Source organism: Brevundimonas sp. FG8 (genome assembly GCF_057808845.1).
Genome location: NZ_JBMDIU010000003.1, coordinates 279700 through 294305, shown reverse-complemented (window position 1 = coordinate 294305; position 14606 = coordinate 279700). Strand labels below are relative to the sequence as shown.

10 protein-coding genes are annotated in these 14606 nt (G+C 67.3%); 5 read left to right on the top strand and 5 right to left on the bottom strand.

What is annotated here, in order from left to right:
- Positions 1-13: 13 nt before the first annotated feature.
- Positions 14-1708 carry a hypothetical protein gene (locus ACODRV_RS07685; protein WP_488907923.1) on the top strand — a complete coding sequence of 565 codons (1695 nt, stop codon included), beginning with the start codon at positions 14-16 and terminating at the stop codon, positions 1706-1708.
- Between the two features lie 14 nt (positions 1709-1722).
- Here the strand turns inward: ACODRV_RS07685 and ACODRV_RS07680 are convergent, their stop codons facing one another.
- The 3 genes from ACODRV_RS07680 to ACODRV_RS07670 all read right to left on the bottom strand — a co-directional run bounded on the left by ACODRV_RS07680 (position 1723) and on the right by ACODRV_RS07670 (position 6686).
- Positions 1723-2520, bottom strand: coding sequence for a DsbA family protein (locus tag ACODRV_RS07680; protein WP_488907922.1), 798 nt, complete (start codon positions 2518-2520; stop codon positions 1723-1725).
- Between the two features lie 16 nt (positions 2521-2536).
- The gene (locus ACODRV_RS07675) at positions 2537-3946 is read right to left on the bottom strand and encodes a M48 family metalloprotease (RefSeq protein WP_488907921.1); all 1410 of its coding nucleotides are present in this window, start codon (positions 3944-3946) and stop codon (positions 2537-2539) included.
- Between the two features lie 64 nt (positions 3947-4010).
- Positions 4011-6686, bottom strand: a complete 2676-nt coding sequence (locus ACODRV_RS07670) for an Rne/Rng family ribonuclease (RefSeq protein ID WP_488907920.1) — start codon at positions 6684-6686, stop codon at positions 4011-4013.
- Positions 6687-7204: 518 nt separating this feature from the next.
- Between ACODRV_RS07670 and ACODRV_RS07665 the strand changes: the two genes are divergently transcribed.
- The 4 genes from ACODRV_RS07665 to prfB all read left to right on the top strand — a co-directional run bounded on the left by ACODRV_RS07665 (position 7205) and on the right by prfB (position 12805).
- Positions 7205-8371, top strand: a complete 1167-nt coding sequence (locus ACODRV_RS07665; RefSeq protein ID WP_488907919.1) for an N-acetylmuramoyl-L-alanine amidase family protein — start codon at positions 7205-7207, stop codon at positions 8369-8371.
- A gap of 45 nt (positions 8372-8416) precedes the next feature.
- Positions 8417-9151, top strand: a complete 735-nt coding sequence (locus tag ACODRV_RS07660; RefSeq protein WP_488907918.1) for an exonuclease domain-containing protein — start codon at positions 8417-8419, stop codon at positions 9149-9151.
- 9 nt (positions 9152-9160) lie between these two features.
- On the top strand, positions 9161-11605 hold the full coding sequence (locus ACODRV_RS07655; protein ID WP_488907917.1) for a penicillin-binding protein 1A: 2445 nt from the start codon (positions 9161-9163) through the stop codon (positions 11603-11605).
- 77 nt (positions 11606-11682) lie between these two features.
- Positions 11683-12805 (top strand): peptide chain release factor 2 gene (prfB, locus tag ACODRV_RS07650; RefSeq protein WP_141626463.1). Its coding sequence is split into 2 segments (ribosomal slippage): positions 11683-11751 and positions 11753-12805, totalling 1122 coding nucleotides; the frame shifts between segments, so codons are not numbered across the junction.
- Positions 12806-12882: 77 nt separating this feature from the next.
- Here prfB and ACODRV_RS07645 read toward each other — a convergent pair.
- A complete protein-coding gene (locus ACODRV_RS07645; protein WP_141626464.1) occupies positions 12883-13434 on the bottom strand; it encodes a bactofilin family protein in 552 nt (183 codons plus the stop codon).
- Positions 13418-14569, bottom strand: coding sequence for a M23 family metallopeptidase (locus ACODRV_RS07640; RefSeq protein WP_141626465.1), 1152 nt, complete (start codon positions 14567-14569; stop codon positions 13418-13420). The genes ACODRV_RS07645 and ACODRV_RS07640 overlap by 17 nt, the downstream gene beginning before the upstream one ends.
- Positions 14570-14606: the final 37 nt, after the last annotated feature.

Here is a 14606-nt window from a genome sequence, read left to right as displayed (position 1 = left end):
AGGGGAGGCGACGATGAAGCGCGTTTTGATGGCCGGGGTCACGCTGGGCGCGATCCTGATCGGGCCGATGGCCGTTGCTGACGCGACGACGGACAGGGCGGCGCGTGATCTGATCGAACGACCACAGGTCTGTGGCCGGGTCGAGTCGGCGATGTCCGACACCTCGGTGGCCGACATGGTCATGGTGGACGGTTTCGGGACCGGCGGGTTCCAGATCGACACCGCCAACCCGGAGGCGCAGGCGTGGTTCGATCACGGCGTCCGTCTGCGCTGGGCGTTCGAGCACAAGGAATCGGTGAGGGCCTTCCGCAAGGCGCGCCTGCTGGATTCGGCCTGCGCCATGTGCGCCTGGGGCGAGGCCTGGGCGCTGGGCCCGAACCTGAATGGGGGCGGCAACGACGAGGAGAGCCGTGTCACGGCGCTGAAGGCGGCCCGGGATGCTCGCCGGATAGCGCGCCGAGCGACCCCGATGCAGCGCCAGATGATCGACGCCCTCATCCAGCGCTATTCCGGTCGGGAAGACAGCCGCGCCCGTCGCTTCGCCGAAACCATGGATCGCATCGCCAGGCGCAACCCGCAGGACGTGACCGTGGCCGCCGTCGCCGCCGACGCATGGATGCTGAAGGCGGACAAGTGGTGGGATGACGACGGCAAGGCCGCTGATCCGGGCATTACGCGGGCCATGGAGATTCTGGAACAGACGCTGGCGCATGCCCCGAATGATCCGGGCGCCATCCATCTCTATATCCACCTGACCGAATGGTCGGACGATCCGCACAAGGCGATCCCCTACGGCGAGCGACTGGCCCTGCTGGCGCCGGGCGCCAGCCATCTGGTGCACATGCCGTCCCACACCTTCTTCCGTGTGGGTCGCTACCGCGATGCGATGATATCGAACGTCAACGCCGTGGCTCTGGACCAGCGTTACGATGAGCTGGCGCGGCCGCCCGGCGGGGTGAAGGGCATGCCGCTGCATGGCCACAACATCCATTTCGGCATGGGCGGCGCCCTGATGTCCGGCGGAGCGGAGCAGGGGCTGATGCTGGCCAACCGCTTCCTGACGGTGCTGGGCGACGATCCGCGGATGAATTCACCCTGGCCGCAAGCGATGGCGAATAACGCCTATGCCATGTTCGGTCGTTATGGAACGCCGGATCAACTCGCGACGCTGACGGAACCGCCCGAGGGGCGCCCGGTCCAGCGGGCGGGGTGGCGATACGCGCGCGGAGAGGCTGCCGCCCGGGCCAACGACGCCGCCGCCGTTCGAGCCGAAGCCGCTGCCATCGCGGCCCTGCGGGAAGGCATGCCCACCGAGGGGCCGGCGGCGATGGGAAGCCGGTTCACCGAGGTCTTCCAGCGCGTTCTTGAAGGTCGCGCGGCCATGATCGAGGGCGACTGGAACGCGGCCGCCGAGGCCTACGGCGCCGCCGCCGCCATTCAGGGCCAGGGCGAGGAGGGTGGCGATCCGCCGATCATCTGGTTCCCGACGCGCCGCAGTCTGGCCGCCGCCCTGCTATTGAAGGGCGATGCGGCGGGGGCGAAGGCCAAGGTGCTGGAACTGCTCGAGGACTGGCCCAATGACCCCTACAGCTACTTCGTGCTGGCCGAGGCCGAAGCCGCGCTGGGCGATCCAGCCGCCGCGGCGGAGGCGCGCCGTAGGTCGCGGATCGAATGGATCGGCGGAGCGATGGACCTGAAGCTGGCCTGACCGGGGTGGGCGTCCTAGCGGGCGCGGGCCCTGGCCTCCCGTATCGCCGCCTCGAGCGCGTCCGGCTGGATGCTGGCGATGGCGCGGCCGTTGATGATGAAGGTCGGGGTCGCCTGCAGGCCCAGGGCCATCGCCGCCGTGTCCGTATCGACCAGATGACGGGTCATTTCCGGGCTGGCCATCGCCGCGCGAGCCGCGTCCAGCGTCACGCCATTCGCGGCCAGAATGGCGTTGATCGACTCCTCGTTAAGATCACCCTCGGCCATCAGGGCCCGGAAAACCGGCAGGTATTTGCCTTGATCATGGGCCGCCTGCGCCGCGCGGGCGGCGTAGTGCGACGGGCCGGACGGGTCGCCGCGGTCGAGGATCGGCCAGTCCTTGAAGACGAAACGCACATCCGGATTGGCCTGCATGATGCGCAGGATTTCCGGCGCGGTCGCCTTGCAGCCGGGGCATCGGAAATCGAAGAACTCCACAACCGTGACCTTGGCGTCTACCGGCCCGAAGGCGGCGTCGCGGGCGTCGGCGGCCAGAAGCGCGGGACTCAGCGCAGCGCGACGGGTAATCGAATCCGACAGTTCGGTGTTCTGCTTGATCTGCAGGGCCTGGCTCATCTCCTGCAGCATTTCGGGATGGTTCAGCAGGTAGTTGCGGATTTGGGCATCCGATCCGCCGGCGCCGAAATAGGGCGCGACCGCCAGAGCCAGCGCCGCCACGGACACCGCCAACGCCGCCAGACCGATGCCCGGCCCCTTGGTCAGGCGAGACAGGGCGGAGGTGGCGGGGGGCGGGGCGGGCGTCTCGTCGGTCATGCGGTTTTCCGGAAGGTCAGCTGGAGGCGGGCACAACAACCGGGCGATTGCGGCTGTTGCGGCGGTCGACGGCGTCCACGTCATCCTGGGTGGCGCCTGAAGCGAACACGATGTCCATCGCGCGGGTCCAGTCGGCCGATCCCGGCGTCAGCATGTCGCGGGCGCGCAGGGCGAACTGGGTGGCCTGGGTCTCGGCGCCCATGGCGAAATACATTTCAGCCGAAGCCAGACGGGCTTCGCCTTCCTTGCCTTGGGTCGCATAGGCCTGGGACAGCAGACGCCAGCCCATGGTGTTGTCCGGCTCCAGCGCGGTCGCGCGCTTGAGCTGGTCCACCGCGAGGGTGATTTGTTCGGCCTCGTGGGTTTCGATCATGGCGTGCGCCAGATTGATACGGAGCAGGGGGGCGTCGGGCTTCAGATCGACCGAGCGCTGGTGGGCGCCGATGGCCTCGGCCGGGCGACCTTCCTCGAACAGGATCTGACCTTTCAGCTCCCAGAAATAGGGGTTCACCGGCTGCTCGGCCAGCAGCACATCGACAGCGGTGAGGGCCCGCTCCGTCTGGCCATCCCGATACCAGGCGATGGCGCGAGCGTAACGGGCCGGAAGCGAGACGTCTGTTTCCGGATAGTCGCGCAGGGTGGCGTTCGGCGCGTCCATGAAGGCGTGGATCTTGGCCAGGATCAGCGCGTGCTGGGCCAGTCGCTCTGGGCTGTCCTGATGGCTGTAGTTCGACTGTTCCGCCACCAGACGGCGCAGGTTCTCGATCCGGTCCGAGGACAGCGGGTGGCTACGGAAGTAGGGGTAGCGGCGGGCGTCCGAGAAGACTTCCTGCGAACGGAAGTTTTCGAAGAAGGTCAGCAGGCCGCGCCCGGACTCGCCGGCTCGCTCCAGCGCGCGGGCGCCGGTGTTGTCGGCCTCGCCTTCTTGGTGGGTCATATAGCGCAACGCGCTGAGCGTGCCGAAATACTGGCTGTTGCCGATCAGGATGGCGCCGGCGTCCGGCGCTCCGGCGGCGATGGCCAGCGCGCCCAGCGCCATGGTCATCAGCAGGGGCTGCATGCCTGCTTGCTGCGCCCCGTCACGCAGGGTGTGGCGATTCTTTATGTGTCCCGCCTCGTGCGCGATGACGCCGAGCAGTTCGTTGGGATTTCGGGTCCGCAGGATCAGACCGGTGTTCAGCCCCATGATCCGCCCCCGCGTGGCGAAGGCGTTCAGATCGTTCTCGTTGATCAGCAGGATTTCGATCTCGGACGGTTCCAGCCCCATGGCCGTGAACACCGGATCGGACCATTCGTGGATGATCGCTTCGATCTCGGTGTCGCGAATGGCGCTCTGGGCCGAGGCGGGCGACGCCGTCGCCAGAATCACACTGGCGACGGCGGTTGCACCGATCAGACGGGCGGCGTTTCGAGACAGCCAGCTCATGTTGAACTCCTGTGGACCCGGACGCCCCCGTCCGTTGTGATGGTCACAACCTAATCGCGGCCTTTCAGCGGCGCCACCACCCACGTTTCGGCTTTTCGGGCGGAGCGGCGATCTGGTTCGGGTCTTCCGCGATCAGGGCGGCGACGTCGACCTCGGGCTTCGGCGGTTCGACGGCCTCCACGACCGCGGCCGGGATCGGCTCGGCGACGGTTTCCGCCACGGCTTCAGGCTCCGGCGTCACGACCTCGTTCAGGGCGACGTCCAGCAGGACGGGCTCGCCGACGGGCTCGATTTCGTTCGGCTCGACCGTCGAAAGCGGGGCTTCGTCAGAGGCCGGAGTCGCCGAGGCGGACACCTTGCGGCGCACCCGACGACGTTTGGGCTCTTCCGCGACGACCGGAGCGGTCTCGGCTTCGACAGCCTGAACCTCGGCGTCCGGGATGATCACGGCCGACGGGGTGTCGGGCGAACCGTCGGCGGGCATGCCTTCGCTGGTGGCGCGGGTCTCGACCTTGACCTCGTGGGTCAGGCCGCCCTCGGCGCCGCGATCCCGGCCGCGACCACGACCGCGCCGGCGACGGGACCGTCCGCTACGTTCGCCGCCGACTTCCCCCTCGGGGCGTTCGCCGACGACTTCTTCGACATCAGATGCGGTGGTTTCAGAAGCCTTCTCGGCGCGAGGGGCGCGTTCCGGATTGATCGGGTCGAACCAGACATAGGGATCGTCCAGCGACGGAGTGCGGCCACGGACCCAGAAGAAGGAGTCGCGCTCGGTCGATGCGCCTTCCTCCCGCATCCGGCGACCTCCACGGCGGCCACGGCGACGGCGGCGACCACCTTCGCCGTCGTCCTCATCGTCAGCCGACAGGGCCGGAGCGGACTCTTCCGTGCCTTCGGTCTCCTCGCGACGTCCGCCGCGGCGGCGCCGGCCGCGACCGCGACCACGTTCACCGTCGTGACGCTCGGCGCGTTCGCGGGGTTGGTCGTCGTCCTCGTCCTCACGCTCAAGGTCGGTTTCGTCCTCATCGTCCTCGATGACTTCGTCTTCGTCCTCGTCTTCGTCCTCGGCCCAGGCGCTGTCGTCGAAGTCATCATCCAGATCGACGAATGGCTCGGCGCTTTCCGGAGGGGTGAAGTCCTCGTTCGTCTCCGTCCGCTCGATCGTGCTTTCGCCCTGGCCGAGGGTGTCATCGATAAGAATGACCACGTTCAGGCCGCGCTGGACCAGCAGGCTCTGCAGATAGTCGCGCTTGTGGTTCAGAATGTAGAGGGCCACAGCCGTGCAGACGCGCAGGTTCACCGAACCCGCACCGTTCTTGCCGGCCTCGATATCGACCGCGCGCAGGGTGACGAGGGCGGCGCTTTCCGCGGAGCGGATACGACCGGCGCCCTGACAGTGAGGACAGATCTCGGTGGCGCCCTCGATCACGCCCAGACGACGGCGCTGGCGGCTGATTTCCATCAGGCCGAAGCCCGAGATGCGGCCCATCTGGATGCGGGCGCGGTCCTTGGCCAGCGCGTCCTTCAGCACCTTCTCGACGGCGCGGTTGTTCTTGCCTTCATCCATGTCGATGAAGTCGATGACGATCAGGCCGGCGAGGTCGCGCAGACGCAACTGGCGGGCGGCCTCGGCGGCCGCCTCCATATTGGTCTTGAAGGCCGTGGCCTCGACGTTGCGTTCCTTGGTGGCGCGGCCCGAGTTGACGTCGATGGCGACCAGCGCCTCGGTCTGGTTGATCACCAGATAGCCGCCGGACTTCAGGTTGACGATCGGCTGGTGGATCTGGGTCAGGGTCTCTTCAATGCCGTTCGAGGCGAACAGCGGGCGCGAACCCTGATAGAGGTGCACCTTCTTCGCCTGCGAGGGCATCAGCACCCGCATGAAATCGCGCGCCTCCTTGAAGCCCTGCACGCCCTCGACCTGGATGCCGTCGAAATCCTTGTCGAACATATCGCGCACGGCGCGGCGGACCAGGTTTTCTTCCTCGTAGATCAACGCCGGCGCGTTGGACGACAGGGTCGTCTCGCGGATCGTCTCCCACAGGCGCAGCAGGTATTCGTAGTCGCGCTTGATCTCGGCCTTGGTGCGCTTGGCCCCGGCGGTGCGAATGATCAGGCCCATGCCCTGCGGCACATGCAGGGCGGCCGCTGCGGCTTTCAGGCGCTTGCGGTCCGAAGTGTTGGTGATCTTGCGTGAGATGCCGCCGCCCTTGCCGGTGTTCGGCATCAGGACGCAGTAGCGACCGGCGAGCGAAAGCCAGGTGGTCAGGGCCGCGCCCTTGCCGCCGCGCTCGTCCTTGACGACCTGCACAAGCAGAATCTGACGGCGCTTGATGACGTCCTGGATCTTGTAGCGACGCATCAGGCGGCGCTTCAGGCGCTCCTCATCGGCCAGACCGCCTTCGTGATCGCCGTCGTCGCTGTCGCGGCCCAGGTCGTCGTGGTCGTCGTCGTCCGAGTGGGCCTCGGCCATGATCGCTTCACGGTCGGCGACCGGGATTTGATAATAGTCCGGATGGATTTCGTTGAAGGCCAGGAAGCCGTGGCGATTGCCGCCGTATTCGACGAACGCAGCCTGCAGGCTGGGCTCTACGCGGGTGACCTTGGCGAGATAGATGTTGCCGCGAAGCTGGCGCTTCGCGCGGGATTCAAAGTCGAATTCCTCGACCTGACGGCCCTCGACGATCGCGACGCGGGTTTCTTCCGCGTGCGCCGCATCGATCAACATGGTCTTTGACATCGGTAGTCTCTCTCTGGCGCGCTCGGGCCGGTCCTGTCAGCGCGTGGCTGAGGGACGCGGCGGCTCGCCGAATGGGTGTGGGGTTGGCGCGGGCCGTCGATGCCTCGTCGCCACGGCGAGCGCCGCGGGCGAAGTCGGTCACATCTGACCGGAGGTTGAGGCTGGCGTATGCGCCCATGGGTCGGTTCGGTCCTGGACCCTTCCGCGCCTCGGTAAGGCGGCGTTGCGGGCCCGGTTCGTCGGATCGTCGGCGTCTTTGACGGCCGGTCGATCTTCGGATCAGTGAAAGTAGCGCCGAGAGGAGGGCGCGTCCCGGACCCGGCAGAGCGGGTGGACGCGATCATTCGCGAGCGGACAAAGCATAGTCACTGGAAACGTGAATTAAAAGTCGCATCGGCCTTAACCCGTTGGCGACGACGTTCGTGCAGGATGGGAGCGATCAGAATGGTGGGTTGTCCGCGTCCATGAGCGCCTCGTTGCGTGTCAGGCTTTCGCATTGGGGCGTCCGTGAGTGGACGATGACGGCGCTCGCCTTCATCGTTTTCTGCGTCGCCGTGCTGATCGCCGGCCGTGGACTGGCGTCCGGCGCCATGGGCGAAGTCATTCGCGTGCGTTTCGGCGGCGATGCCGAGCGAACCCGTGTCGTGGTTGATCTGGATCGTAATTCTCGCGGGCAGGTGATCCAGCCGGGCGCCGACGGGCGTGTGGTCGTCGCCCTGTCCGGCGTCGCCGCGCCGCGCGGCATGTCCGGCAACGGTCTGGGACTGGTGCGCGGCTATCGGGTGGCGGGTTCCGGCGGCGCGTCGCGTGTCGAGCTGGATCTGGCCGTCAGCGCCGAGATCGAGCGCCGCTTCCTGCTGCCGCCGGGCGACGGCGTGAACCACTACCGCTATGTCATCGACCTGAAGGCGACCGGTCGGGCGCCGACCGCCTCGCGGAACGCGCCCCGCGCCGCGCCGCGTCCGGCCCAACGCCCTCTGATCTATATCGACGCCGGACACGGCGGCCGTGACCCGGGCGCCCAGGGCGCGCATGCGAGGGAAAGCGAAGTCACCCTGGCGGCCGCGCTCGTCCTGAAGCAGGAACTGGAGCGTTCGGGGCGTTATCGGGTCCGTCTGACGCGGGATAGCGACGTCTATGTCGGTCTGAATCGCCGTCCGGCCATCGCCCGTCAGGCAGGGGCGGACCTGTTTATCTCGCTGCACGCCGACGCCATCGCCGATCCGGCCACGCGCGGCGCCAGTGTCTACACCTTGTCGGAACAGGGCGCCGGCCGCGCTGTGCGTGAGATCACACGTGATGAAAACTGGCACCGAAGCCTCAATCTGCCGGGCCGGGACGCCTCGGTGGACCGTATTCTTCTGGATATGACCCAGCGTGCGACCCAGAACCGTTCGGCGGTGCTGGCGCGCAGCCTGTTGGGCGAGATCGAGCAGGCGGACCATCCGCTGCTGCGCCGCAGTCATCGGGATGCCGGTCTGGCGGTGCTGCTGTCGCCGGATGTGCCCGCCGTGCTCCTGGAGATGGGCTACATCACCAACCCCGAGGATGAGCGTCTGCTCACCGATCCGCGCGCGCGCCGTCGGCTCATGCGGGCCGTGGCTGCGGGCATCGACGGCTATTTCGCCGCCCCGACCGGCGCGCTTCAGATGGCCTCGACCGGAGACGGCGCCGGCCGCCCCTGAAGGATGCTGTCGCGTCCTGGACGTTGAGCGCCTATCTTTCCGCCCATGCGCCTGCGTGTCGTGGACCTGGAAACCACCGGTGGAGACCGGACCGCCGAGATTATCGAGGTCGGCATCGTGGATGTCGTGCCGGAAGGAGAGGGCTGGCGCGCTCTGCCGCCCGTGACGAAGCTGTTCCGGCCTCGGGGTGAGATTTCGGTGCATGCTATGGCGGTGCACCACATCACGCCCGATGATTTCGGCCCTGACGACGCGCACTGTGATGAATATGCGCTGCGCGAGATGTTCGCCGAGCCCGCGGATGTCATGGTGGCGCATGCCGCCAACTTTGAACGCGGCTTCATCGCGGACACCGCCCACGGCGGTTTGCCGTGGATTTGTACGGTTCGCTCGGCCAAGGCGGTCTGGCCGCAAGCGCCGGGGCATTCCAATCAGGTGCTGCGCTACTGGCGACAGCTGAGGCTGGACCCCGCGCTGGCCAATCCGGCTCATCGGGCGGGGCCGGACGCCTGGGTGACGGCTCACCTGCTGATGGATCTGCTGAAGGAAGCCACCGTCGAGCAGATGATCCAGTGGACCCGGGAGCCCCGTCGACTGGTCACAATTCCGTTCGGCAAACACCGGGGAAGCCGCTGGGCGGACGCTCCGGGGGACTATCTGCGATGGATGGCCGGGCAGTCGGACATGGACGCCGATGTCGTGGCCGCGGCGCGACAGGAGATCGAACGTCGCACCGCCACCGCAACGGCGCCTCTGGCGGGCGTCACCGACGCGGGCTAAACCGGCGTCATGCCGCAGCCGCGCCTTCCGAACATCAAGGGTCTCAAGATCGCCGAGCGTTGGTTCGTGCTCGCGGGCCTCGGCCTGCTGGGCGCGATCACCCTGGCGGGCCTGGTCGTCACAGTTTACGCTGCCTGGCTGTTCCACGATTTGCCGGATGCGTCCGAGTTGGCGGACTACCGCCCGGCCACGGCGACGCGGGTTTACGCGGGTGACGGCACCCTGATCGGCGAGTTCTCGGATGAGCGCCGAATCTATGTGCCCTATGAGCAAATTCCCCTGCCTGTGATTCAGGCCTTCCTGTCCGCCGAGGACAGTCGCTTCTTCGAGCACGGCGGCATCGACGTGTCCGGTCTGGGCCGTGCCATGTTCAAGAACGTCTTCAATGCGGCCACCGGTCGGCGTCTGGAAGGCGGCTCGACCATCACCCAGCAGGTCGCCAAGAACGTCCTGCTGACCAACGAATCCAGCCTGAACCGCAAGGTGAAGGAGGCGATCCTCGCCAACCGGCTTGAGGCGACGCTGTCCAAGCAGCAGATTCTGGAACTCTATCTGAACGAGATTTTCCTCGGCTATCGCTCCTACGGGGTGGCCGCGGCGGCGTTCAACTATTTCGGCAAGTCGCTGGATCAGCTGACGCCGGACGAGGCAGCCTTCCTCGCCTCCCTGCCCAAGGGACCAAACAATTATCATCCAAAGCGCCACCCGGGCGCGGCCAAGGGCCGTCGGGACTGGGTGCTGGGCGAGATGGGCGAGAACGGCTTCCTGACGCCGGAACAGGTCGCGACCGCGCGCGCGCGCCCTCTCGTCGCGCAGGATGCGCCCCGTCGGGCCGAGTACGCGGATGCAGACTTCTTCGTCGAGGAGGCGCGCCGTCAGGCCATCCGCCAGTTCGGCGCCGAAGAGGTGAACCGCGGCGGTTATTACATGCGCACGACGCTGGATCCGAAGCTGCAGTCCGCCGCGCGCGACGCCCTGATGAAAGGGCTGGAGAACTACGACCGCCGCCACGGTTGGCGCGGGGCATGGGGCACGACCGAGTTCGCTGAAGGCTGGCAGGAGGAAGCCCTGCGCGGCACCCGTCCGCCAGAGCGCCGGAGCTGGGAAGCCGCGGGTGTGGAGAACGTCGCGGGCAACAGCGTCCGTGTCCGAAGCGCCAAGGATGACCGCGTCGGCTATCTGATCACCGGGGACGCCGCATGGGCCAACGCCAACCGTCCGCTGAAGCGCGGCGATCTGATCTTTGTTGAACGCACCGGCGGTCAATACGCCTTGAAGCAGGTGCCGCGCGTGAACGGCGCGCTGGTGGCCATCGAGCCCCAATCGGGGCGGGTGCTCGCTATGGTCGGCGGCTATTCCTATGCGCTCAGCAGCTTCAACCGTGCGACGCAGGCTCGTCGCCAGCCGGGTTCGGCGTTCAAACCGTTTGTGTATGCGGCCGCGCTGGAGGGGGATTACACCCCGGCGTCGATCGTTCTGGACGCGCCGATCAGCTTCGCGGGCGGAGCTAACGGCACGCGCTGGAGCCCTGAGAACTACAGCCGCGAATACTACGGTCCGCAGACCCTGCGTCGCGGCCTGGAGCTGTCGCGCAACGTCATGACCGTTCGTCTGGCGCAGGATGTCGGCATGAAGAATGTCGTCTCGCTGGCGGACAAGATGGGTGTCGGCAAGATGGAGCCGAACCTGTCGGTGTCGCTGGGGGCCGGTGAAACCACGCCCTATCAGCTGACCGCAGCCTATGCCGCCTTCGTCAACGGCGGCCGCCGGGTGAATCCCTATCTGATCGAAATGGTGCAGGACCGGGATGGGGAGACCATCTTCCGCGCTGACCAGCGCCGTTGCCGCGATTGCGGCAGGGCGTTCAGCGGTCAGGAATCGCCCCGTCTCGATGCGCGCGGCGAGCAGGTGATCGACCCGATCACCGCCTATCAGGTCGCGTCGATGCTGGAAGGCGTGGTCCAGCGCGGCACCGCCGCCAGCGCTCGTGGCCTCGGCCGCTGGGTCGGCGGCAAGACCGGCACGACCAACGAGTATCGCTCGGCATGGTTCGTCGGCTTCTCGTCGGACATTGTCGTGGGGGTCTTTATCGGCTTTGACGACAACCGGCCGCTGGGCTCGGGCGAGACCGGCGCCACCGGCCCGGTGCCGGTGTTCAACGAGTTCATGCAGGTCGCCCTGCGTGAGCGTCCGGCGCGTCCCTTTGTCCGACCGAAAAACGCGGTCTTCCGCACCGTGAACGGCATCGAGGAAGCTTTCCGTCCCGGCACCGAGCGTCGCCAGCAGGAAGAGGCCCCGCGGCCGGAAGTCCCGACCGGACCGCAGAACTATACGGACATCATCCGTCGCGAGGAGGAGGAGGCCAGCGGCCAACCGACTCCGAACACCCCGCCGCCCACGACCCCACCGCCCCCCCGCAAGGAACCGGCAGCCGATCTGGACGGTCTGTACTAGGGCAGGGCGACCGGCCCTTCCCCTTTGCCGCGGCGCGCTTTATGTCCGCCGCTCACTTTGGATCGCAGGAGTTCGCGATGAGACCGGATGTCGAGGCCATGAAGGCCGACATCGAGCAGAGCATCGCTCTGCTCAGGAGGCGTCTTTGACTGGGATGTCGCACTTCGAAAGCTCGATGAGCTGAACGCGCGGGTCGAGGACCCGACGCTTTGGGACAATCCCGAACAGGCCCAGGCCGTCAGCCGTGATCGCTCGCGGCTCGAGGCCCAGGTCAACGCCGTCAAGGAAATGGAGCAGGGCCTCGAGGACGGGGTCATGCTGGCCGACATGGCCGATGAGGAAGGTGACGAGGCCGCTCTGGACGGTGCGCGCGCCGACCTGAAGGCTATCAAGGACCGCGCGGCCCGCGCCGAACTGGAGGCCCTGCTGTCTGGCGAGGCCGACGGCAATGACGCTTATCTGGAAGTGAATTCCGGCGCCGGCGGCACGGAGTCCAACGACTGGGCCGGCATGCTGCTGCGCATGTACAGCCGCTGGGCCCGCGCTCACGGCTATGAGGTCGAGATCGAGGCCGAGGAAGCGGGCGAACAGGCGGGCATCAAGTCCGCCACCATCCTGATCACCGGCCCCAACGCCTATGGCTGGCTGAAGTCGGAATCGGGTGTGCACCGTCTGGTCCGCATCAGTCCCTATGATGCCGCCGCCAAGCGTCACACCAGCTTCGCCTCCATCGGGGTGTCGCCGGTGGTCGATGACGCCATCGAGATCGATATCAACCCGTCCGACGTGCGCACCGACACCTACCGGGCATCGGGCGCGGGCGGTCAGCACATCAACAAGACAGACTCCGCCGTGCGTCTTACCCACGTGCCGACCAATACGGTCGTCGCCTGTCAGGCGGGTCGTTCGCAGCACCAGAACCGCGAACAGGCGTGGAAGATGCTGCGCGCCCGTCTGTACGAGCTGGAGCTGCAGAAGCGTGAGGCCGCCGCGCAGGCGCTGGCTGACGCCAAGACCGACATCGGCTGGGGCCACCAGATCCGTTCCTACGTCCTGCAGCCGTACCAGATGGTCAAAGACCTGCGGACCAACGTGGAAACCTCGGACACCCAGGGCGTCCTCGACGGCGATCTGGACGCCTTCATGGGCGCCGCGCTGGCCGCCCGGGTCGGCGAGACGCGCGGCTCGACGGTCGACTAGGTCCGTTCAGCCGCCAACATACAAAGCAAAAGGCCCCGGAGTGATCCGGGGCCTTTTCATTTGAGCCTTCAGTCGCCTCAGGCGGCGGGGGGCTTCATGTCGATGACTTGCGGAGCCGGTTCGACCGGGCGCGGCGCCGGAGCCGGGGTGGTCGGCGCCGGAGCTTCGCGGCGACCTTGCAGGACGCGGCCCTGGAAGTAGGCGCCGATGTCGATCGACAGCTGTTCGGCGGTGATGTCGCCGTCGACATAGGCGGTGGCGATCAGCTTGACCTGTTTGCCGGACACGCCGCCGACGACGCGGCCGCGGATTTCGACGTAATCCGCCGAGACATTGCCCTCAACCGCGCCGGTCTCGCCGACGATCAGACGGCCGACGCGGACGTCACCCTTCACCTGACCGTCGATCTGCAGATCGCCGGCGCCGGAGACGTTGCCTTCGAACTGTAGGTCCGACGACAGGGTCGAAAGACCGCGCGGGGCGACGGCAGGCGCAGCGGCGGCGCGCGGCGCGGCGGCCGGTGCGGGGACGCCGCCCGGGGCGGGCAGATCCGGCAGCGGCGGGATCGAGGAGCCGGAGTCAGAACGCGACTGGGGCTGCGGGGCGGGGGATTTAGTCTTGTTGAACAAGTTGGTCTCCGGCTCTGATAAAGCGGGCGGGGTTTTGCGGGCGGCCGTTCATCCACACCTCATAGTGCAGGTGAACGCCGGTGGAGCGTCCGGTCGTACCCATGGCGCCGACGCGTTGGCCAAGCGTGACACGCTGGCCCGCTCGCACGGCCATGGAGTTCAGATGGGCGAAACGGGTCTTGAAACCGCGTCCGTGGTCTATCTCAACGACGTTGCCATACCCTGAACGGACGCCGACAAAAGACACGATTCCGGGAGCCGTGGCGTAAATGGGCGTGTTCAGGGGCGCGGCGAAATCCTGTCCCTGATGTACGGCGGGGCGGCCGTTGAAGGGATCGAAGCGCACGCCGTAGCCGGAGGTGGTGCGCGCCGACGTCGGCCGCCGGAACGGCAAGCCCTCGGCGGCGTCGGCCAGCAGACGCATGTCGGTCAGATTGTCCGCCGCATGCTGGATGCGAACAGCGAAGGCCTCGTCCACGTCCAGAACGGCCCCGAGTGCGCGCGGATCGCGGGCTTCGATCAGCGGTCCGCCCAACGCGGCGTCGCGAGGCGCGTAGGCGGCGGGGTTCAATCCAGCCAGACGGAAGGCCAGACGCAGGCGTTCGGCCCGGCTGCTGGCTACGGTCTCGGCACGGGCGATCAGACGCTCCTGATCCATCCGCACGGCCACGACCCGTTGCAGTGGCGTGCTGCGGTCGGGATTCAGCGCCGGGGCCGGGGTCAGGGCCGCCTGAGCACCGTCGACGCCGTGGAACAGGGTCATGACCCGGGTCAGGGCGGCGTGGCGGCGCTCGACCATATGAGCCATTTCGTCGATGGAGCCCGAGCTGGTGCTCATCCGGATCACGGCGCTGTCCAGACGGGCCTGCAGGTCAGCGTTCAGGCGTTCTGCGGAGGCCCGGCTGCGCGCGACGTTCCGGTCGGCTTCGCTCTGGCGGACCATATCGAGGGCGAAGCCGCCCGACGCGATCAGAAACCAGCCGCTGAAAACGATCGCGCCGACAGCGCCCAGCATCTGCCGGCCGGGTGTCAGCGCCCAGGCCTTCACGTCATCACCGTTGCGAAGGTAGAGATAGCGCGTCGGGAACCAGCGCCCGATCAGCGACCGTCTGCCCTCGGTTTCGTGCTCAATCATACACAAACGCCCCCACGCCCGGCCCGTTATGAGCCAC

Excerpts from the sequence above, each read along its gene's own strand:
- ACODRV_RS07685 (WP_488907923.1), top strand. The coding sequence starts at position 14 with ATGAAGCGCGTTTTGATGGCCGGGGTCACGCTGGGCGCGATCCTGATC.
- ACODRV_RS07680 (WP_488907922.1), bottom strand. The coding sequence starts at position 2,520 with ATGACCGACGAGACGCCCGCCCCGCCCCCCGCCACCTCCGCCCTGTCT.
- ACODRV_RS07675 (WP_488907921.1), bottom strand. The coding sequence starts at position 3,946 with ATGAGCTGGCTGTCTCGAAACGCCGCCCGTCTGATCGGTGCAACCGCC.
- ACODRV_RS07670 (WP_488907920.1), bottom strand. The coding sequence starts at position 6,686 with ATGTCAAAGACCATGTTGATCGATGCGGCGCACGCGGAAGAAACCCGC.
- ACODRV_RS07665 (WP_488907919.1), top strand. The coding sequence starts at position 7,205 with ATGACGGCGCTCGCCTTCATCGTTTTCTGCGTCGCCGTGCTGATCGCC.
- ACODRV_RS07660 (WP_488907918.1), top strand. The coding sequence starts at position 8,417 with ATGCGCCTGCGTGTCGTGGACCTGGAAACCACCGGTGGAGACCGGACC.
- ACODRV_RS07655 (WP_488907917.1), top strand. The coding sequence starts at position 9,161 with ATGCCGCAGCCGCGCCTTCCGAACATCAAGGGTCTCAAGATCGCCGAG.
- ACODRV_RS07640 (WP_141626465.1), bottom strand. The coding sequence starts at position 14,569 with ATGATTGAGCACGAAACCGAGGGCAGACGGTCGCTGATCGGGCGCTGG.